The organism is Actinomadura mexicana (assembly GCF_900188105.1).
In the GTDB taxonomy this organism is placed as follows: domain Bacteria; phylum Actinomycetota; class Actinomycetes; order Streptosporangiales; family Streptosporangiaceae; genus Spirillospora; species Spirillospora mexicana.
The window spans coordinates 99061-116911 of sequence record NZ_FZNP01000016.1 but is presented as its reverse complement, the minus strand read 5'-3'; the positions used below and the strand labels follow the sequence as shown (position 1 = coordinate 116911).

The window sequence follows — 17851 nt, the reverse complement described above, 5'->3', positions numbered from 1 at the left end:
GGCCGGTGGGCCATGGTGTGCGAGGATCGGGCCATGTCGGGCGGGGTTCACCGGGTGGCGGTGCTGGTGCGCGAGGGCGTGCTGCCGATGGAACTCGGCATCGTCCACCAGCTGTTCGGACAGGCGCGGTCGGCGGGGGGCGCGCCGCTGTACGAGGTGGTGTCGTGCGGGGTGGAGCCCGGGGCGGTGCGGGCGGACGCCGATTTCGCGGTGGCGGTGCGGCACGGGCTGGAGGCGCTGGAGGCCGCGGACACGGTGGTCGTGCCGGCGTCGCACGTGCTGGACGAGAGCCGTCCCGGGCAGGGGCCGGTGCCGGGGGCGCTGGCGGCGGCCGCCGCGCGGGGCGCGCGGGTGGCGTCGGTGTGCACGGGCGCGTTCGTGCTGGCGGCGGCGGGGCTGCTGGAGGGCCGGCGCGCCACGACGCACTGGCTGTCGTGCGGGCGGCTCGCGGAGATGTTCCCGGGGGTGCGGGTGGACGCGGCGGTGCTGTTCGTCGACGAGGGCGCGGTGCTGACCTCGGCGGGCGAGGCGGCGGGCATCGACCTGTGCCTGCACATGATCCGCCGCGATCACGGCGCGGCGGTGGCGGGCGACGTGGCGCGCCGCACGGTGGTGCCGCCGCACCGGGAGGGCGGGCAGGCGCAGTTCACGGCGCTGCCGGTGCCGCCGGTGCGGGCGTCCTCGACGGGCCCGGCGCGGGCGTGGGCGCTGGAGCGGCTGGAGCGGCCGGTGACGCTGGCGCAGCTGGCGGCGCGGGCGTCGATGAGCGTGCGGACGTTCACGCGCCGGTTCCGGCAGGAGACCGGCGTGTCGCCGCAGGTGTGGCTGACGGCGCAGCGGGTGCAGGCGGCACGGCGGCTGCTGGAGGAGACCGACCTGCCGGTGGAGCGGGTCGCCGAGCGGGCGGGGTTCGGGACGGCGGCGTCGCTGCGCCTGCACCTGCACGCGGCGATCGGGGTGTCGCCCTCGTCCTACCGCGCGACGTTCCGCGGCCCGGGCGGCCCGGGCGGCGGGTAGAGGGGGGTCAGGCGTGCTCGGCGCCGAGCTCGACGGGTTCGGCGATGACGTCGACCATGGCGCCGTTGCGCAGCACGGTGATCGGCAGGGGCCGCCCGATCGCGTCGGCGAACATGAGCCGCTGCAGGGACTGGGCGTCGGTGACCGGCGCGCCGCCGGCGGTCAGGACCAGGTCGCCGCGCCGCAGCCCGGCCCGCTCGGCGGGGCCGGCGGGCACGATCTCGGCGACGCGCAGCGCCTCATCGCGGCCGGTGCGCTCGCGCAGGTCGGCGGGCACCGGGACGGGCGCGGCGGCCAGGCCGAGGAACGCGCGGCGCACGCGGCCGTCGCGGATGAGGGCGTCGATGATGCGGCGCGTGGTGGCGTTGACGGGGACGGCCAGGCCGAGGCCGATCCCGGCGACGGCGGTGTTGACCCCGACGACGCGGCCGCGGGCGTCGGCGAGCGCGCCGCCGGAGTTGCCGGGGTTGAGGGCCGCGTCGGTCTGGATGACGTCCTCGATGACGCGGACGGCGGTGCCGGCGCGGGTGGGCTGGGAGGTCGGCAGCGACCGGCCGAGGGCGGACACGACGCCGGCGGTGACGGATCCGGCCAGGCCGAGGGGGTTGCCGACGGCGACGACGAGCTGCCCGACGACCAGGGAGTCGGCGTCGCCGAGGGTGACCGGGTCGGGGACGGGCCCCTCGGCCCGCACCACGGCCAGGTCCGACAGAGGGTCGGTGCCGACGACCGTGAACGCGCCGGCGGCGCCGCCGGCGAACGCCGCGTGCCCGCCGGTCGCGGCCCCGACGACGTGGGCGTTGGTGAGCAGGAACCCGTCGCCGGTGAACGCCACGGCCGACCCCGCGCCCTCGCCGCGGCGGTGCCGGACGCGCAGGGCCGCCACGCGCGGGGTGAGGTCGCGGGCGACGGCGGTCACGACGCGGGAGTAGGCGTCCAGCGGCGGCTCGTCCCCGCCGGGCCGGTCCGCGCGGGGGTCGCTCTCGTGGGGGATCATCGCACCTCCCGATGATTACATCGTTACACGGTAACGGTGTGCGGGGAAGGCGTGTTCCCGGCCGTCCCGGCCGCGGGGTCAGCGCAGGGTGGACAGGCCGCCGTCGACGTGCAGGACCTGCCCGGTGACGTAGGACGCGCGGTCCGACAGCAGGAACACCGCCACGTCGGCGACCTCCCACGCGGTCCCCTGCCGCCGCATCGGGATCAGCCCGGCGACCCGGTCGCGGTCGGTGTTCCCGGCGGAGGCGTCGCGGCCCATCACAGTGTCGATCAGTCCGGGCGCCACCACGTTGGCGCGCACGCCGCGGGGCGCGCCCTCGGCGGCGATGTGGCGCACCAGCCCTGTCAGGCCCGCCTTGGAGGCGTCGTAGGACGGCGACCGCGACCCCGGCTTGGTCCCGGCCAGCGACCCGATGAACACCATCGCCCCGCCTGCCTCCAGCGCCGGCATCGCGGCCTTGCCGACCAGGAACGGCGCCCGCAGGTTGACGTGCAGGACGCGGTCCCAGTCGGCCAGCGCCGTGCCCGCCAGCCCGTACCCGATCCCGATCCCGGCGTTGAACACCACCCCGTCCAGGCCGCCGAGGCCCTCGATCGCCAGGGCCACGACACGGTCGCAGGCCTCCGGGTCGGTCACGTCCGCCGCCACGACGCAGGCCCGGCCCCCCTCCGCCACGATCATCGCGGCGGTCTGCCCGGCGGCGTGCTCGTCCACGTCGGCGCACGCGACCATCGCGCCCTCCCGCGCGGCGGCGACCGCGATCGCACGGCCGTTGCCGACCGGCGCGGCGGGATCGTCGCTGGGGCGCGTCCCCGCGCCGACGACCAGGATCCGGCGGCCCGGCAGCAGCCCGCCGGGCGGTTCGTTCTCGGGCATGACCGGCACCGTAGCCGACACCGCCGCCCCCGCCCAGCCCCCGCCCGCCCGCCCGCCCCGAGATCGTCCGGCCCGGCCCCGGCGGCTAGGGTGCGGTCATGGGATCGGCTGCGGACACACGCGTGGAACCGCCGGCGGCGCCGGCGACGGTCGTCGAGCGCGCCGCCGGCCTCGGCGGCGAGCTGGTGCTGCGCCGGGCGGGCGGCGACTACGAGATCATCAGCAACGGCGTGTTCCTGATGGACACCCGCAACGGCGAGTCCGAGCGGCTGCTGGTCCGCGCCGCCCTCGACGCGGCCGCGCAGCGCCCCGGCGGGCCGGCGCGGGTCCTCATCGGCGGCCTGGGCGTCGGGTTCTCCCTCGCCGAAGCCCTCACCGGCGACGGCGCGGCGCACGTCACCGTCGTCGAGCGCGAGCCCGCCGTCATCGCCTGGCACGCCACCGCGCTGAGGCCCTGGTCCCGGGGCGCCCTGGAGGACCCCCGCGTCACCGTCGAACGCGCCGACCTGCTCGACTACGTCACCGCCCCGGGCGCGGGCCCCTTCGACGCGGTGTGCCTGGACATCGACAACGGCCCCGACTGGACCGTCACCCCCGGCAACGCCCGCCTGTACGGCGCCACCGGCCTGGACGCCCTCGCGGCGCTGCTGACGCCGCGCGGCGTTCTCGCGGTGTGGAGCGCCAACGCCGCACCGGCGTTCGAGTCGCTGCTGCGGGACCGGTTCGACTCCGTGCAGGTCCGGCCCGTCCCGGTGCCGCGCGGCGAACCCGACGTGGTCTACCTCGCCCGCGACCCGCGCACCGCCGTGGGTTGAGGGCGTGGGCCGAGGGCTGCGACAAAGCGGGGGCACCCGTTTCTGTAGGCCGCGCCGTCCACTCCGGAAAGGCAGTTCGCTAGGTTTCGGCCTGACACAACCGTTTTGGGAGGATCTGTGGCTACTGCCCACGCAACCCGGCGGCGTCCCGCCGTCCTGGGCGACCTGCTGCCCGGCTCGCTGGCCCGCGACGCCGCACTCGTCATCGGCGCCGCCGCCTTCGTCGGCCTCGCCGCGCAGATCGCGGTCCCGCTGCCCGGCACCCCCGTACCGGTGACCGGGCAGACCTTCGCGGTGCTGCTCGCCGGAGCCGCCCTCGGCCCCGGCCGCGCCGGCCTGGGCATGCTGGTCTACCTGCTGGCCGGGATGGCCGGCGTCCCCTGGTTCACCGACGGCACCTCCGGCGCCGCGTTCCCGACGCTCGGCTACGTCATCGGGTTCGTCGCCGCCGCCGCCGTCGTGGGACGCCTCGCCCAGCTCGGCGGCGACCGCACCCCGCTGCGCACCGTCGGCACCATGCTCACCGGAACCGCCATCATGTACGCCGCCGGCGTCCCCTACCTGATGGCCTCCCTGCACGTCGACCTCCCCAAGGCGCTCGACCTGGGCCTCACACCGTTCCTGGCCGGCGACGCGCTGAAGGTCCTGCTGGCCGCCGGGCTGCTGCCCGCCGCCTGGAAGCTCACCGGCGCCGCCCGCCGCTGACCCCGCCCGGCGCGCCGCGCCGCCGCGTCCCGTCCCCGCGCATGGGGACGGGACGGACGGGGCATACGCGCAACCGAGCCCCGCGGCCGGCCCCGGACCGGCCCCCACCCGGCCGCCCGCGCGGGCCGGTGTGGCGCACACCTCACCACCCACCACCACCCCGCCCGTTTGAACAGGTTCAAATCTGGCGTACAGTGGCTCACGTGAAGCTCGCCGTGACAGCACCGGACCGACTCACCGTCCGCACCGTCCCGATCCCCGACCCGGGCGACCTCATCGCGCGGCTTCCGCACCCCTCCGCGCTGGCCTGGATCCGCCACGGCGAGGGAATCGTCGGCTGGGGCGAAGCCGCCCGCCTCACCCTCCCCGGCGGCCACGACCGCTTCGACGCCGCCGCCCGCATGCTCCACGACCTGTTCGGCGCCGCCGCCGTCGACGACACCGTCAACGTCCCCGGCTCCGGACCCGTCGCCTTCGGCACCTTCGGCTTCGACCCCAAATCCCCCGACTCCACCCTCATCGTCCCCCGCCGCATCCTCGGCCGCCGCGACGGCCGCGCCTGGCTCACCACCATCGGCGACGACACCGACCCCCTCACCCTCGCCAACCCGCCCCAACCCCCCACCGGCCTGCACTGGAGCGACGGCGCCCTCCCCGAACACGCCTGGAAGCACGCCGTCGCCACCGCCGTCGACCGCATCCGCCGCGGCCACCTCGCCCCAGGCACCGGCCCCGCACAGCCCGGCCACCCCACCGCCCCACCGCCCCGCCCCGCCGACAACACCGGCCACCTCGGCAAAGTCGTCCTCGCCCGCGACCTCACCGTCCGCGCCGACACCCCCATCGACGCCCGCGTCCTGCTCCAGCGCCTCGCCGCCCGCTACCCCGGCTGCTACACCTTCTCCTGCGCCGGCATGGTCGGCGCCACCCCCGAACTCCTCATCCGCCGCACCGGCGGCGACATAGAATCCCTCGTCCTCGCCGGCACCACCGCCCGCGGCGACACCCCCGCCGACGACCACGCCCGCGCCGCCCGCCTCTTCACCTCCGCCAAGGACCGCGAAGAGCACCGCTACGCCGCCGAGATGGTCCGCGACGCCCTCACCCCCCTCTGCGCCCACCTCACCGTCCCCGACGAACCCGAACTGCTCACCCTCCCCAACCTCCTGCACCTCGCCTCCCCCCTGCGCGGACGCCTGGCCGCCGACCGCTCCGTCCTCGACGTCGTCGCCGCCCTGCACCCCACCCCCGCCGTCTGCGGCACCCCCACCGACACCGCCATGGACCTCATCCGCGAACTCGAGGGCATGGACCGCGGCCGCTACGCCGGACCCGTCGGCTGGGTCGACGCCCGCGGCGACGGCGAATGGGGCATCGCCCTGCGCTGCGCCGAGATCGACGGCACCCGCGCCCGCCTGTTCGCCGGCTGCGGCATCGTCGCAGACTCCGACCCCGACGCCGAACTCGCCGAAGCCCGCACCAAGTTCCGCCCCATGCAGTACGCCCTCCACGGCTGACCACCGCCCCCGCACCGGCACACTGGACCCATGCGCGCGAGCCGGCTGCTGTCCCTCCTCCTGCTCCTGCAGGCCAGGCAACGCATGACCGCCCGCGAACTGGCCGCCGAACTGGAAGTCTCGATCCGCACCGTCTACCGCGACGTCGAATCCCTCAGCGCCGCCGGCGTCCCCGTCTACGCCGACCGCGGACCCGACGGCGGCTACCGCCTCCTCAACGGCTACCGCACCCGCCTCACCGGCCTCACCGCCACCGAAGCCGAATCCCTCACCCTCTCCGCCCTGCCCGGCCCCGCCTCCCAACTCGGCCTCGGCGACGTCCTCGCCGCCGAACTCAAACTCATGGCCGCCCTCCCACCCGACCTGCGCACCCGGGCCTCCCGCATCCGCGAACGCTTCCACCTCGACGCCCCCGGCTGGTTCCGCACCCCCGACGACGTCCCCCACCTGCACGCCATCGCCGACGCCGTCTGGAACCAGCGCCGCATCGAAGTGCTCTACCGCCGCTGGCGCCACCCCCAGCAGGTCACCCGCCTCCTGGAACCCCTCGGCGTCGTCCTCAAGGCCGGCTCCTGGTACCTCATCGCCCGCCCCGCCCCCGGCGACCCGCCCCACACCGACACCGCCGACCCCGCCCCGCAAGCCCCCCGCACCTACCGCGTCTCACGCGTCCTGACCCTGCGCGCCCTCCCCGGCCACTTCGACCGCCCCGACGGATTCGACCTCGCCGCCTTCTGGTCCGCCTACGCCGAACGATTCGAAGCCGACGCCTACCGCGAACACGCCACCGTCAAACTCTCCCCCGACGGCCTCACCCGCTCCCAGATCCTCCTCCCACCCACCATGGCCCGCGCCGCCCTCGACACCGCCACCCCGCCCGGCCCCGACGGCTGGGTCCACGCCACCCTCCCCATCGAATCCGTCCGCCACGCCCACGTCGAATTCCTCAAACTCGGCGCCGACGTCGAGGTCATCGACCCGCCGCACCTCCGCGACATGATCGCCACCACCGCCCGCACCCTCGCCGCCCGCTACCGCCCCGACCAGGACTGACCGGCAACCGGACGCACTCCACGCTCACAAGGCGCCAGAGCCCCCGGCGCACAACGCGTGGTCGATCAAGTCGCCGGCCGCGTTCTCCTGCTCCAAGACGCGCTCCAGGGAATCACCGCGCGCCTCCGACATCGACACCACCGCGCTACGCCTCCCGCCACCGGTGACACCGTTCAGGACACGGCCGGCGGCTGGCACACCGGGCACCAGAACAGATTCCGCCCCGCCAACTCCACCGTCGCCACCGCCGTCCCGCACACCAGGCACGGCAGCCCCGCCCGCCGGTACACGTACACCTCACCGCCATGACCGTCCACCCGCGGCGCACGCCCCATCGCCTCCGGCATATGCTCCGCCCGCACCGTGTCGATCCGGCCCGCACGCACCCCCGCCGCCATCAACTCCACCAGGTCGTCCCACAGCGCCGCCCACCGCCGCGCGCCCAACCGCCGCCCCGGCAACCGCGGATCGACCCCCTGCCGGAACAGCACCTCCGCCCGGTAGATGTTCCCCGGCCCCGCCACCACCGACTGATCCATCAACAGCACCGCGATCGGCGTCCGCGTCCGGCTGATCCGCCGCCACGCCGCCTCCGGATCGGCGTCCCCGCGCAACGGATCGGGCCCCAGCCGGTCACGCAGCAGCTTCACACCACCCGGCTCGAGTAGCTCGCAGGTATTAGGACCCCGCAGATCCGCGTAACGCCCGCCGCCCTCCAGCCTCAGCCGAACCATCCCCACCGGAGCCGGCGCCGGCCCCTCCCCCAACGCGTACTTGCCATAGATGCCGAGATGCACATGCAGCGTCCGGTCATCGTCGAACCCCAGCAGCAGATGCTTGCCGTGCGCGTCCGCCGCCGACAGCACCCGCCCGTCCAGCCGCCGCGCCCCCTCGGCGAACCGCCCCTGCGGACTCGTGGCGGCGACGGCGAGGCCGCCGAACATCCACTGATGCTCGGCGGCCAGACGGTGAATCGTGTGTCCCTCGGGCATGGCCCGGAGCATAGCCGCGCCCTAGCGCACCGGCTCCCCGACCTCCCGCATGTGCCCCAGCGCCAACCGGTAGGACTCCACCAGCCCCGTCTCCGCGTACGGCAACCCCACCGCCGCGCAGTGCTCACGCACCAGCGGCCGCAGCCGCCGCAGGCTGCACCGCGGAACGCCCGGGAACAGGTGATGCTCGATCTGGTAGTTCAGGCCCCCCATCAGCCAGTCCGTCGCCAGACCGCCCCGCACGTTCCGCGACGTCAGCACCTGCCGGCGCAGATGCCCCCACCGCTCCCCCGGCTCCGGCATCGCCATCCCCTTGTGGTTCGGCGCGAACACCGCACCCAGGTGCACCCCGAACACCGCATGCTGGAGCGCGACCAACGCCAGCGCCTGCCCCACCGGAAGCAACGCGAACGCCAGCCCCAGATACCCCACCGCGTGGACGAGCAGCAGCCCGCCCTCCAGAACCTGGTCCCGCCGCGAACGCCCCCGCAGGAACAGCAGGCTCCCCAACTTGAGGTTCACGCCCTCCAGCGTCAGCAGCGGAAAGAACAGCGCGGCCTGGTGCCGCGCCACCCACCGCAGCACACCCCGCTTACCCTCCGCCTGCTCGCTCGTCCACGCCAGCACGCCCTCCCCCACATCGGGGTCCTTGCCGACATGGTTCGGATTCGCGTGATGCCGGTTGTGCTTGTCGTTCCACCACCCGTGCCCCATCCCCAGCAGCAGGTTCCCCAGCAGCAGGCCCAGCCACCGGTTCGCCCGCGCGCTCCGCGCGATCTGCCGGTGCCCCGCGTCATGCCCGAGGAACGCCGCCCGCGCCGACAGCACCGCCAGCGGAATTCCCAGCAGGACCGTCCACCAGCTGTCCCCCGCCCACGCGACAGCCGCCCACACCGCCGCGGTCGCCGCCAGATTCAACCCGATCACCCACGCGTAGTAGCCGCGCCGCCGATCCAGCAGCCCGCTGCCGCGGACGCGCCTCGCAAGAGGCGCGAAATCACTTCCGGCCGACCGCTCGGACGGCCGGGACGGAGCGGACAGGGTCGCGGGCATAGAGACTCCATTCACCAGGAGGCGGAACTTCGCGGGGAACGTGCGGAAGAAGACACCTCGAAAGCTACGGAGGGTGAGGCCACCGGGTCGCCCCGCTGCGGAGCCATTCACCGTCTGGCTCCCAGGTCTCGGTACCGCCCCGGCCTCTCACCCACCTAGTCGATCACCCGCGGCACACCGGCCCCTGCCCCAAAGTCCGGACAGGACGGCCATATAGGGTCACAAGTCATGGACGATGACTCTCGGTGGATCGAACTGGACGGTGCCGTCAACGCCCGTGACCTCGGCGGCCTCCCCACGGCCGACGGTCGCGCCACACGGCTCGGACGCGTCCTTCGCTCCGACAACCTCCAGGACCTCTCGGTCGCCGACGTCCGGATCCTCATCGACGACTACTCCCTCAAGAACGTCATCGACCTGCGCAGCGACGCCGAAGTGCACCTCGAAGGCCCCGGCCCCCTCACCCGCGTGCCGTCCGTGACGATCCACCAGCTCTCGCTGTTCGCCGAGGGCGGTCGCCACACCGACGTCGCCGCCGACGTCGCCAAGGCCCTGCCCTGGCAGGAAAGCTCGTCCAACGGCCCCGAACAGGACCGCTCGACCGGCCACTACCTCGGCTACCTCGCCGACCGCGGCGACTCCGTCGTCGCCGCCCTGCGCGTCATGGCCCGCACCGACGGAGCCGCGCTGGTCCACTGCGCCGCAGGCAAGGACCGCACCGGAGTCGTCTGCGCCCTGGCCCTCGACGTCGCCGGCGTCACCCGCGAGGCGATCGTCGCCGACTACGCCCAGACCGGCGAACGCCTCGAAGCCGTCCTGCGCCGGCTGCGCGGCAGCGACACCTACGCCGCCGACCTCGACTCCCGTCCGGCCGACAGCCACCAGCCCCACGCGGTCATCATGGAGAAGTTCCTCGCCCGCGTCGACGAGGAGCACGGCGGAACCATCGGCTGGCTCGCCGGGCACGGCTGGACCACCGAAGACACCGACACCCTCCGCGAACGCCTCCTCGGCTGACCTCGACGCCCCTTCTCGCTTGTGGCTCGTCGTTGAGGTTCTTCCTGTGTCGTGAGGTGTAGGCATCCAGCCCGATGCCTTTACATTGTAATTTGAAGGTTGAAGTAAGAGCGAGGGTCGGACCTTCGTCCGGTGTTCTTCCCGGTCAGGCGAGGACGTCGCGGACGGCCGCCTGGGCGGCCTGGCGGAGGTCGGCGTGCAGGGCCGCGTTCGCTTCCCTGTCGGTGCGGGCCTCGACGATCCGCAGCCCCTCCCCCGCCAGCGCCTTCGGCAGGTCCGCGGCGGCGGCGAGCCGCCGGTACGGGACGCCGTGCGCGGCGGCCACCGCCTCCAGATCCACCTGGTGCGGGGTACCGAAGACCCGCTCGAACGGGCCGTGCAGCGCCGCCTGCGGCAGCAGCGAGAAGATCCCGCCGCCCTGGTTGTTCACCACGAAGATCGCCAGGTCGGGGCGGCGCTCCCGCGGCCCCATGATCAGGCCGTTCTGGTCGTGCAGGAACGCCAGGTCGCCGAGCAGGGCGTAGGAGCGGCCGCTGTGCACCAGCGCCGCGCCCATCGCCGACGACACCAGCCCGTCGATGCCGCTGGCGCCCCGGTTGGCCATGATCCGGATGCCGCGCCGCGGCCGCATCACCTGGTCCAGATCGCGGATCGGCATGCTCGCCGCCGTGAACAGCAGCGACCCGCCCGGCAGCGCGGCGGCCATGTCGCGGGCCAGCCGCGGCTCGCTCACCTCCGGGACGGCGTCCAGGACGGCGTCCACCGCCGCGGCCGCGGCCTGGTCGGCCGCACGCCACGACTTCAGCCACACGTCGTCGCCCGACACCACCGGGATCTCGACCTCGGGCGCCACCTGCGTCGCCGACCGGACCGGATCGGGCCAGTGCGCCAGGTCCGGCGCCAGAACGATGTGCTCCTCCGCCCGGCGCAGCAGTGACAGCAGCGGACGCGACAGACCCGGCTTGCCCAGCGTCACCACCACCTCGGGACGGTGCCGCTCCACGAACTCCGGAACACCCAGCAGGAAGTGGTGCGACGACAACGCGTGGTCGCCGTAGCGGGCGTTGCCGTTCGGCTCGGAGAGCACGGGCCAGCCGGCCATCGACGCCGCCGCCACGTACCGCTTGACGTTCACCGCGCCGTCCCCGACCACCAGGACGCCGCGCCGCGTCGGCGGCACGTGCAGCACCGACCCGGGCGTCGCCGGACGCACCCTCGTCCACGCGCCGGTCGCGTCCCCGTCCAGGGGCTCGCACCACGTCTCGTCGCCGTCGGGGATCAGCGGCTCACGGAACGCCGCGTTCACGTGCACCGGCCCGGGGACGGGCGCCTGCGCCAGCCCCCACGCGCGGCTCACCAGCGACCGCCAGTACGCCACCATGCCCGGACGGTTCTCCGGGACGCCGATCTCGGCGCTCCACCGCACCGCCGTCCCGTACAGCTTCACCTGGTCGATCGTCTGGTTCGCGCCCGTGTAGCGCAGCTCCGGCGGCCGGTCCGCCGTGATCACGATGAGCGGGACGCCGGACTCGTGCGCCTCCACCACCGCCGGATGGAAGTTCGCCGCCGCCGTGCCCGACGTGCACACCAGCGCGACCGGGCGCCCCGACCGCTTCGCCATGCCCAGCCCGAGGAAGGACGCCGACCGCTCGTCGATCCGCACGTGCAGCCGCAGGAGGCCGGCCTCCTCGGCCGCGTGCAGCGCCAGCGCCAGCGGAGCCGACCGCGAGCCCGGCGCCAGCACGACATCGGTCATCCCGCAGCGCTGCAGCTCGTCGACCAGGACGCTCGCCAGTGCGGTCGCCGGGTTCACGGCGCCATCCCGACCACCGCGGGGCCGTCCAGATGGGCCTGCGCGGCCAGCGCCCGGCTCCGCCAGGACCCGCCGGGCACCTGCCAGCGGCGCAGCGCCTCCTCGTCCACCACGGGCCGGCGCACCTCCAGCTCCCCCGCGACCGGACGCAGCGGATCGCGCACGACGTCGCCCTCCAGCAGCGACAGTGTCCCCAGCCCGCACGCGTACCGCAGCTCGGGCAGCGCGGCGGCCAGCGCCACCCCCGCCGCCAGCCCCACCGACGTCTCCACCGCGCTCGACACCACCACCGGCAGCCCGCACGCCTCCGCGACCCGCAGCGACGCCGCGACCCCGCCGAGCGGCTGCACCTTCAGCACCGCCACGTCGGCGGCGCCCGCCGCGCGCACCTTCAGCGGGTCCTCGGCGCGGCGGATCGACTCGTCCGCCGCTATCGGCACGTCCACTTTCCGGCGCACCGCCGCCAGCTCCTCCAGCGTCGCGCAGGGCTGCTCGGCGTACTCCAGCCCCCACCGGTCCAGCGACCGGATCATCCGGGCGGCGCGGTCGACGTCCCAGCCGCCGTTCGCGTCGATCCGGACCTTGCCCTCCGGCCCGAGCGCCGCGCGAACGGCCTCAACCCGGGCGAGGTCGTCGGCGTCGGTCTGGCCGTGCTCGGCGACCTTCACCTTCGCGGTCCGGCAGCCCGACTCGCGCGTCATCACGAAAGCCCGCTCCGGGCCGACCGCCGGGATCGTCGCGTTGACCGGGATGCGGTCGCGGACGGGCGCCGGCCAGCCCTCCCGCGCGGCCTCGCGGGCCGCGGCCAGCCAGCGGGCGCACTCGGCCGGGCCGTACTCGGCGAACGGAGAGAACTCCCCCCAGCCGGCGGGGCCCCGCACCAGGGCGCCCTCCCGCTGCGTCACGCCACGGAACCGCGTCCGCATCGGGATGGAGTACACCCGCACCCGCCGACCCCCTGACCTGCCCGTCTAATCACTGCATTTCCGAATCACTCCGTGCGTTCGGACCCTTAGTAGTACCACGGGAAACGCGACCAATCGGGATCGCGCTTCTCCAGGAAGGAGTCCCGCCCCTCGGCGGCCTCGTCGGTGCCGTAGGCCAGGCGCGTCGCCTCCCCGGCGAACACCTGCTGCCCCACGAGACCGTCGTCGACGAGGTTGAACGCGTACTTCAGCATCCGCTGCGCCGTGGGGCTCTTGCCGTTGACCTTCCGCGCCCACTCCAGCGCCACCGCCTCGAGCTCGGCATGCGGGACGACGGCGTTCACCATGCCCATCCGGTGCGCGGCCTCGGCGTCGTAGTCGTCGCCCAGGAAGAAGATCTCCCGGGCGAACTTCTGCCCGACCTGCCGCGCCAGGTACGCCGATCCGAAGCCGCCGTCGAAGCTCGCCACGTCCGCGTCCGTCTGCTTGAACCGCGCGTGCTCCCGGCTGGCGAGGGTGAGGTCGCACACCACGTGCAGGCTGTGCCCGCCCCCGGCCGCCCAGCCCGGCACCACGCAGATGACGACCTTGCCCATGAAGCGGATCAGCCGCTGCACCTCCAGGATGTGCAGCCGCCCCGCCCGCGCCGGGTCGATCGTGTCCGACGTCTCGCCCTCGGCGTACCGGTAGCCGTCCCTGCCGCGGATCCGCTGGTCCCCGCCCGAGCAGAACGCCCAGCCGCCGTCCTTCGGCGACGGCCCGTTGCCCGTCAGCAGCACGCAGCCGATGTCGCTGGACATCCGGGCGTGGTCCAGCGCGCGGTACAGCTCGTCCACCGTGTGGGGGCGGAACGCGTTGCGCACCTCCGGACGGTCGAACGCCACCCGTACCGTCCCGTGGTCGACGGCCCGGTGGTAGGTGATGTCGGTGAAGCCGAACCCCTCGACCTCTTTCCAGGCATCCGCGTCGAACAGCTCCGAGACCATGTCTTCCTCTCCGTCGGGCGACCGCGCCGCGTGCCGGGGCGCGGCGCTCGGGCACCATTCAACCGGCCCCGCGTTTGAACGCGTTCAGCGGGGTCGTCTACGCTGATGAGATCATGGATCGCCCGCTGCACGCCGTCGTCCTGCCGCCCGGCCCCCGCCTGTTGGACGCCCTGGCCGGCGCCCTCGACGGCGGCCCCGCGATCTGCCCCCTGCCGCCGGACCTGCCCGAGGCCGCGCTGCGCGGCCTTTTGGACGCCCTGGCGCCGGATGTGATCGAGACGGCCGGCGGCATCGCCCCGCACTCCCCCGGCGGCCGGCGCGCACCCCTCGACGCCGGCACTGCCGTGCTCATCGCCACGTCCGGCTCCACCGGCGCCCCCAAGTTCGTCGAGCTGTCGGCCGGCGCGCTGCGCCACTCCGCCGCCGGCACGCTCGCCCGCATCGAGGCCGGGCCCGGCGACCGGTGGCTGTGCTGCCTGCCCACCAGCCACATCTCCGGCGTCCAGGTCCTCGTCCGCTCCCTCGTCGCCGGCACCGACCCCCGCATCGCACCCCGCTTCGACGCCGCCGCCGTGGCGGCCGCCGAGGGGTTCCACGTCTCGCTCGTCCCCACGCAGCTGCGCCGGCTGCTGGACGCCGGCGCCGACCTGGCGCGGCTCGGCGCGATCGTCCTCGGCGGCGCCGCCGCCTCGCCCGGACTGCTGGCCGAGGCGCGCGGGCGGGGCGCCCGGGTGTTCACCACCTACGGGATGAGCGAGACCTGCGGCGGCTGCGTCTACGACGGCACGCCGCTGGACGGCATGCGCGTCGCGCTCGGCGACGGCGGCCGGATCCGCCTCGCCGGCCCCTCGCTGTTCACCGGCTACCGGCTGCGGCCCGAGCTGACCGCCGGGGTCCGGGACGGCGACTGGTTCCTCACCCAGGACCTCGGCGTGATCGAGGACGGCCGGCTCCGCGTCCGCGGCCGCCTCGACGACGTGATCAACACCGGTGGGGAGAAGGTCGTCGCGGGCGAGATCGCCACCGCGCTGTCGCGGCACCCGAAGGTCCGCGACGTCGTCGTGGTCGGCCGCCCCGACCCCGAGTGGGGTGAGCGGGTCACCGCCGTCGTCGTCCCCGCCGCGTCCGGGCTGCCGGAGCTGACCGAGCTGCGCGCGTTCGTCCGCGAGACGATGCCCCCGTACGCGGCGCCGCACGAGCTGGAGCTGGTGGAGTCGATCCCGCTGCTGGCGTCCGGCAAGCCCGACCGGGCCCGGCTCCGCGCCCCCGCGTCCTGACGGCGGCGCCGCACGGGCGCGTCTCCGCCCGCACCGCGCATGGCACGGTGACCACCGGGGCAGAGGACGGATCATGGCGGCAGAGAGCGGCGGGCAGCGGCCCGAAGGGCGGCGGGACGGCGGCGGACCGCAGGACGAGAGCCTGCTGACCGTCGCCCTCGCGTTCGCCGCCAACCTCGGCATCGCCGTCGCCAAGGTCGTCGCCGCGCTGATCACGGGGTCGGCGTCGATGGCGGCGGAGGCCGCGCACTCGATCGCCGACACCTTCAACGAGGTGCTCCTGCTGGTGGGGCTGCGCCGCAGCGGGCGCCCCGCCGACCGCCGCCACCCGCTCGGCCACGGCAAGGAGCGCTACATCTGGACCCTGCTCGTCGCCGTCGCGATCTTCGGGATGGGCGCGCTGTTCTCCTACTACCAGGGCATCGAGACGCTCACCGGGCACCGGGGGGCCGCCGAGTCCGGAGCCATCGTCGGGTACGCCGTGCTCGCGGTGGCGTTCGTGCTGGAGGCGGTCTCGTGGCAGCAGGCCCTGCGGCAGGTCCGGGCCGCCGCGCGGGAGGAGGACCTGCCGCTGCGCGCCTACATCCGCCGCACCGACGAGCCCACGTCGGTCAGCGTCCTGCTGGAGGACTCCGCGGCCCTCGTCGGCCTGGTCATCGCGTTCGGCGGCCTGGGCCTGCACCAGCTCACCGGCTCGGCGACCTGGGACGGCGTGGGATCCCTGCTCATCGGCGTCCTGCTGACCGCCGTCGCGCTCGTCCTCGGCCGGCTCAACCTGAACCTGCTGATCGGCTCGCAGGCCGACCCCCGGCTCGTCGCCGACGTCCGCGTGCGCCTCGGCCGCGCGGACGAGGTGGAGTGGGTCGTGGACATCGTCACCGTGACCTTCGGCGCCGACCGCGTCCTGGTCTGCGCCCGGCTCGACTTCCGCGACTCCCTCACCGCCGCCGAGGTCGAGCGCGCCTGCGTCCGGATGGCCGGCGAGCTGCGCGGCGCGCACGAGGAGATCGACGAGGTGTTCCTCGAACCGGTCCCTCGCGACGACCCTGAGCTGCGCGAACGGGTCATCGCGCGTTATGGTCGGACATTGCGGCCCAAGGATTCGGAGATGTAGTGGCCTTTCTCACGTTGCCACGACCAGGGGCCTTTACGAAGTAAGGTCGGATAGGGCCGGTTCGGACGGTGTGAAACCGCTGGCCGGGGGCACCACGACCGTCTGGATCGCTCCTCCACGATCCCCGGCGGAGCGCCGCCCGGCAACGGAGCCGGGAACAACAGGCCCGTCCTGCGACGTTCCGTTAAGTGCGTGCGCCACGAGCGAACACAATCCGCGCCGCACTCACACACCGAAGGGAGGGGGGTGTCCTCATGCCGCGAAGCGCCGTCGAGACCCCGCTCACGGAGTCGCCGAGCCCCGCGCTCGACGATCTCCTGAAGCGTGGCCGCGCCCACGGGCGCCTCTCGCTCGACGAGGTGAGGGGGGCCTTCGAGACCGCCGGGATCAGCCCGGCCCAGGGCCGCTCCATCCTGCGCGAGCTGTCCGAGGCCGGCATCAGCCTGGCGGGCGAGTCCGACGCCGTCCGCAAGATGGCCGCGGCCGCCGACCACGCCGGCGGGGAGACCGCCCAGGAAAGCTCCGGCGCCCCCGGCGCCGCCAGGAAGCGCGCCGCCCGCAGGGGCACCGCCAGGAACACCGCCAAGGCCGCCGGCACGCCGGTGCGGCTGGGCGGCCAGGCCGACGCCGCCGTCGACGAGGGCTTCGAGGTCACCGAGGTCGAGGCCGAGGAGACCGCCGCGGACCTGGACGACCAGTCGACCACGATGGGCGACTCCGTCCACACCTACCTCAAGGCCATCGGGCGCCGCCAGCTCCTCACCGCCGAGCAGGAGGTCGACCTCGCCAAGCGCATCGAGGCCGGCCTGTACGCCGAGCACAAGCTGGAGAGCGAGGACCTGCCGCCCGCCGTGCGCGCCGACCTGGAGTGGGTCGCCGCCGACGGCCGCCGCGCCAAGGCCCACATGCTGGAGGCCAACCTCCGGCTCGTGGTGTCGGTCGCCAAGAAGTACTCCGACCGCGGCCTGTCGCTGCTGGACGTCGTCCAGGAGGGCAACCTCGGCCTGATCCGCGCCGTGGAGAAGTTCGACTACTCCAAGGGCTACAAGTTCTCCACCTACGCGATGTGGTGGATCCGGCAGGCGATCCAGCGCGGCTTCGCCGACTCGGCCCGCACGATCCGGCTGCCCGTGCACGTCCTGGAGATGCTCAGCAAGCTGAGCCGCGTCGAGCGCGACATGCACCAGCGCTTCGGCCGCGAGCCCACCCCCGAAGAGCTGGCCGCCGAGCTGGACAAGAGCCCCGAGCAGGTCCGCGAGCTGCTGCGCACCAGCCGCCAGCCGATCAGCCTGGACTCCACCATCGGCGAGGACGGCGAGACCCGCATCGGCGACCTCATCGAGGACACCGACAGCCCCGAGGCGTCGGAGCTGGTGGACCGCCAGCTCATGGCCGACCAGCTGCGCCGCACCCTCGACATCCTCTCCCCGCGCGAGGCCAAGATCATGGCGATGCGGTTCGGGCTGTACGACGGGACGCCGCGCACGCTGGACGAGATCGGCAAGGCCCTCGGGCTGACCCGCGAGCGGATCCGGCAGCTGGAGAAGGAGTCGCTGTCCAAGCTGCGGCACCCCAGCAACGCCCGCCCGCTGCTGGACTTCGCCGTCTGACCCGGCCGCCCGCCCGGCACGCGAAAGGGGCCCGCGGAGACCATGGCGGTCTCCGCGGGCCCTTTCGCGCCGCGCGGCGG

At 74.5% G+C, this 17851-nt stretch carries 16 protein-coding genes; 9 read left to right on the top strand and 7 right to left on the bottom strand.

What is annotated here, in order from left to right:
• The first annotated feature begins 33 nt into the window (after positions 1 to 33).
• Entirely contained in the window at positions 34 to 1017 is a 984-nt protein-coding gene (locus tag CHC11_RS32405; RefSeq protein ID WP_218826341.1) for a GlxA family transcriptional regulator, read from the top strand.
• A gap of 7 nt (positions 1018 to 1024) precedes the next feature.
• Here CHC11_RS32405 and CHC11_RS43580 read toward each other — a convergent pair whose 3' ends face one another.
• Positions 1025 to 2014 (bottom strand): S1C family serine protease, encoded by a 990-nt coding sequence (locus CHC11_RS43580; RefSeq protein WP_089315671.1) that lies wholly within the window; start codon positions 2012 to 2014, stop codon positions 1025 to 1027.
• Positions 2015 to 2092: 78 nt separating this feature from the next.
• A complete protein-coding gene (locus tag CHC11_RS32395; protein ID WP_179279112.1) occupies positions 2093 to 2893 on the bottom strand; it encodes an SDR family NAD(P)-dependent oxidoreductase in 801 nt (266 codons plus the stop codon).
• Positions 2894 to 2991: 98 nt separating this feature from the next.
• Here CHC11_RS32395 and CHC11_RS32390 point away from each other — a divergent pair, with 98 nt between their 5' ends.
• The 4 genes from CHC11_RS32390 to CHC11_RS32375 all read left to right on the top strand — a co-directional run bounded on the left by CHC11_RS32390 (position 2992) and on the right by CHC11_RS32375 (position 6983).
• Positions 2992 to 3708, top strand: coding sequence for a spermidine synthase family protein (locus CHC11_RS32390; RefSeq protein ID WP_089315669.1), 717 nt, complete (start codon positions 2992 to 2994; stop codon positions 3706 to 3708).
• Positions 3709 to 3825: 117 nt separating this feature from the next.
• A complete protein-coding gene (locus CHC11_RS32385) occupies positions 3826 to 4413 on the top strand; it encodes a biotin transporter BioY (protein ID WP_089315668.1) in 588 nt (195 codons plus the stop codon).
• A gap of 203 nt (positions 4414 to 4616) precedes the next feature.
• Entirely contained in the window at positions 4617 to 5930 is a 1314-nt protein-coding gene (locus tag CHC11_RS32380; protein WP_179279111.1) for an isochorismate synthase, read from the top strand.
• Positions 5931 to 5960: 30 nt separating this feature from the next.
• On the top strand, positions 5961 to 6983 hold the full coding sequence (locus CHC11_RS32375) for a helix-turn-helix transcriptional regulator (protein ID WP_089315666.1): 1023 nt from the start codon (positions 5961 to 5963) through the stop codon (positions 6981 to 6983).
• 173 nt (positions 6984 to 7156) lie between these two features.
• Here the strand turns inward: CHC11_RS32375 and CHC11_RS32370 are convergent, their stop codons facing one another.
• The gene (locus CHC11_RS32370) at positions 7157 to 7975 is read right to left on the bottom strand and encodes an Fpg/Nei family DNA glycosylase (protein WP_089315731.1); all 819 of its coding nucleotides are present in this window, start codon (positions 7973 to 7975) and stop codon (positions 7157 to 7159) included.
• Between the two features lie 21 nt (positions 7976 to 7996).
• Entirely contained in the window at positions 7997 to 9028 is a 1032-nt protein-coding gene (locus CHC11_RS32365) for a fatty acid desaturase family protein (protein ID WP_089315665.1), read from the bottom strand.
• Between the two features lie 228 nt (positions 9029 to 9256).
• Here CHC11_RS32365 and CHC11_RS32360 point away from each other — a divergent pair, with 228 nt between their 5' ends.
• Positions 9257 to 10045: a tyrosine-protein phosphatase gene (locus CHC11_RS32360; protein WP_089315664.1), complete on the top strand. Its 789-nt coding sequence runs from the start codon at positions 9257 to 9259 to the stop codon at positions 10043 to 10045.
• Between the two features lie 145 nt (positions 10046 to 10190).
• Here the strand turns inward: CHC11_RS32360 and menD are convergent, their stop codons facing one another.
• The 3 genes from menD to CHC11_RS32345 all read right to left on the bottom strand — a co-directional run bounded on the left by menD (position 10191) and on the right by CHC11_RS32345 (position 13770).
• Positions 10191 to 11858, bottom strand: coding sequence for a 2-succinyl-5-enolpyruvyl-6-hydroxy-3-cyclohexene-1-carboxylic-acid synthase (gene menD, locus CHC11_RS32355; RefSeq protein WP_089315663.1), 1668 nt, complete (start codon positions 11856 to 11858; stop codon positions 10191 to 10193).
• Positions 11855 to 12805 (bottom strand): o-succinylbenzoate synthase, encoded by a 951-nt coding sequence (locus tag CHC11_RS32350; protein ID WP_089315662.1) that lies wholly within the window; start codon positions 12803 to 12805, stop codon positions 11855 to 11857. The genes menD and CHC11_RS32350 overlap by 4 nt, the downstream gene beginning before the upstream one ends.
• 65 nt (positions 12806 to 12870) lie before the next feature.
• Complete coding sequence (locus tag CHC11_RS32345) at positions 12871 to 13770, bottom strand: 1,4-dihydroxy-2-naphthoyl-CoA synthase (RefSeq protein WP_089315661.1); 900 nt, start codon at positions 13768 to 13770, stop codon at positions 12871 to 12873.
• 113 nt (positions 13771 to 13883) lie between these two features.
• Between CHC11_RS32345 and CHC11_RS32340 the strand changes: the two genes are divergently transcribed.
• From CHC11_RS32340 to CHC11_RS32330, 3 genes are all read left to right on the top strand, one after another.
• Entirely contained in the window at positions 13884 to 15047 is a 1164-nt protein-coding gene (locus CHC11_RS32340; protein ID WP_179279110.1) for an AMP-binding protein, read from the top strand.
• 73 nt (positions 15048 to 15120) lie between these two features.
• The gene (locus CHC11_RS32335) at positions 15121 to 16161 is read left to right on the top strand and encodes a cation diffusion facilitator family transporter (RefSeq protein WP_089315660.1); all 1041 of its coding nucleotides are present in this window, start codon (positions 15121 to 15123) and stop codon (positions 16159 to 16161) included.
• Positions 16162 to 16415: 254 nt separating this feature from the next.
• A complete protein-coding gene (locus CHC11_RS32330) occupies positions 16416 to 17771 on the top strand; it encodes an RNA polymerase sigma factor (RefSeq protein WP_089315659.1) in 1356 nt (451 codons plus the stop codon).
• Positions 17772 to 17851: the final 80 nt, after the last annotated feature.

What these genes read in the sequence shown, in the direction of transcription:
- CHC11_RS32405 (WP_218826341.1), top strand. Translation starts at nt 34, where the DNA reads ATGTCGGGCGGGGTTCACCGGGTGGCGGTGCTGGTGCGCGAGGGCGTG.
- CHC11_RS43580 (WP_089315671.1), bottom strand. Translation starts at nt 2,014, where the DNA reads ATGATCCCCCACGAGAGCGACCCCCGCGCGGACCGGCCCGGCGGGGAC.
- CHC11_RS32395 (WP_179279112.1), bottom strand. Translation starts at nt 2,893, where the DNA reads ATGCCCGAGAACGAACCGCCCGGCGGGCTGCTGCCGGGCCGCCGGATC.
- CHC11_RS32390 (WP_089315669.1), top strand. Translation starts at nt 2,992, where the DNA reads ATGGGATCGGCTGCGGACACACGCGTGGAACCGCCGGCGGCGCCGGCG.
- CHC11_RS32375 (WP_089315666.1), top strand. Translation starts at nt 5,961, where the DNA reads ATGCGCGCGAGCCGGCTGCTGTCCCTCCTCCTGCTCCTGCAGGCCAGG.
- CHC11_RS32370 (WP_089315731.1), bottom strand. Translation starts at nt 7,975, where the DNA reads ATGCCCGAGGGACACACGATTCACCGTCTGGCCGCCGAGCATCAGTGG.
- CHC11_RS32365 (WP_089315665.1), bottom strand. Translation starts at nt 9,028, where the DNA reads ATGCCCGCGACCCTGTCCGCTCCGTCCCGGCCGTCCGAGCGGTCGGCC.
- CHC11_RS32360 (WP_089315664.1), top strand. Translation starts at nt 9,257, where the DNA reads ATGGACGATGACTCTCGGTGGATCGAACTGGACGGTGCCGTCAACGCC.
- CHC11_RS32345 (WP_089315661.1), bottom strand. Translation starts at nt 13,770, where the DNA reads ATGGTCTCGGAGCTGTTCGACGCGGATGCCTGGAAAGAGGTCGAGGGG.
- CHC11_RS32340 (WP_179279110.1), top strand. Translation starts at nt 13,884, where the DNA reads ATGGATCGCCCGCTGCACGCCGTCGTCCTGCCGCCCGGCCCCCGCCTG.
- CHC11_RS32335 (WP_089315660.1), top strand. Translation starts at nt 15,121, where the DNA reads ATGGCGGCAGAGAGCGGCGGGCAGCGGCCCGAAGGGCGGCGGGACGGC.
- CHC11_RS32330 (WP_089315659.1), top strand. Translation starts at nt 16,416, where the DNA reads ATGCCGCGAAGCGCCGTCGAGACCCCGCTCACGGAGTCGCCGAGCCCC.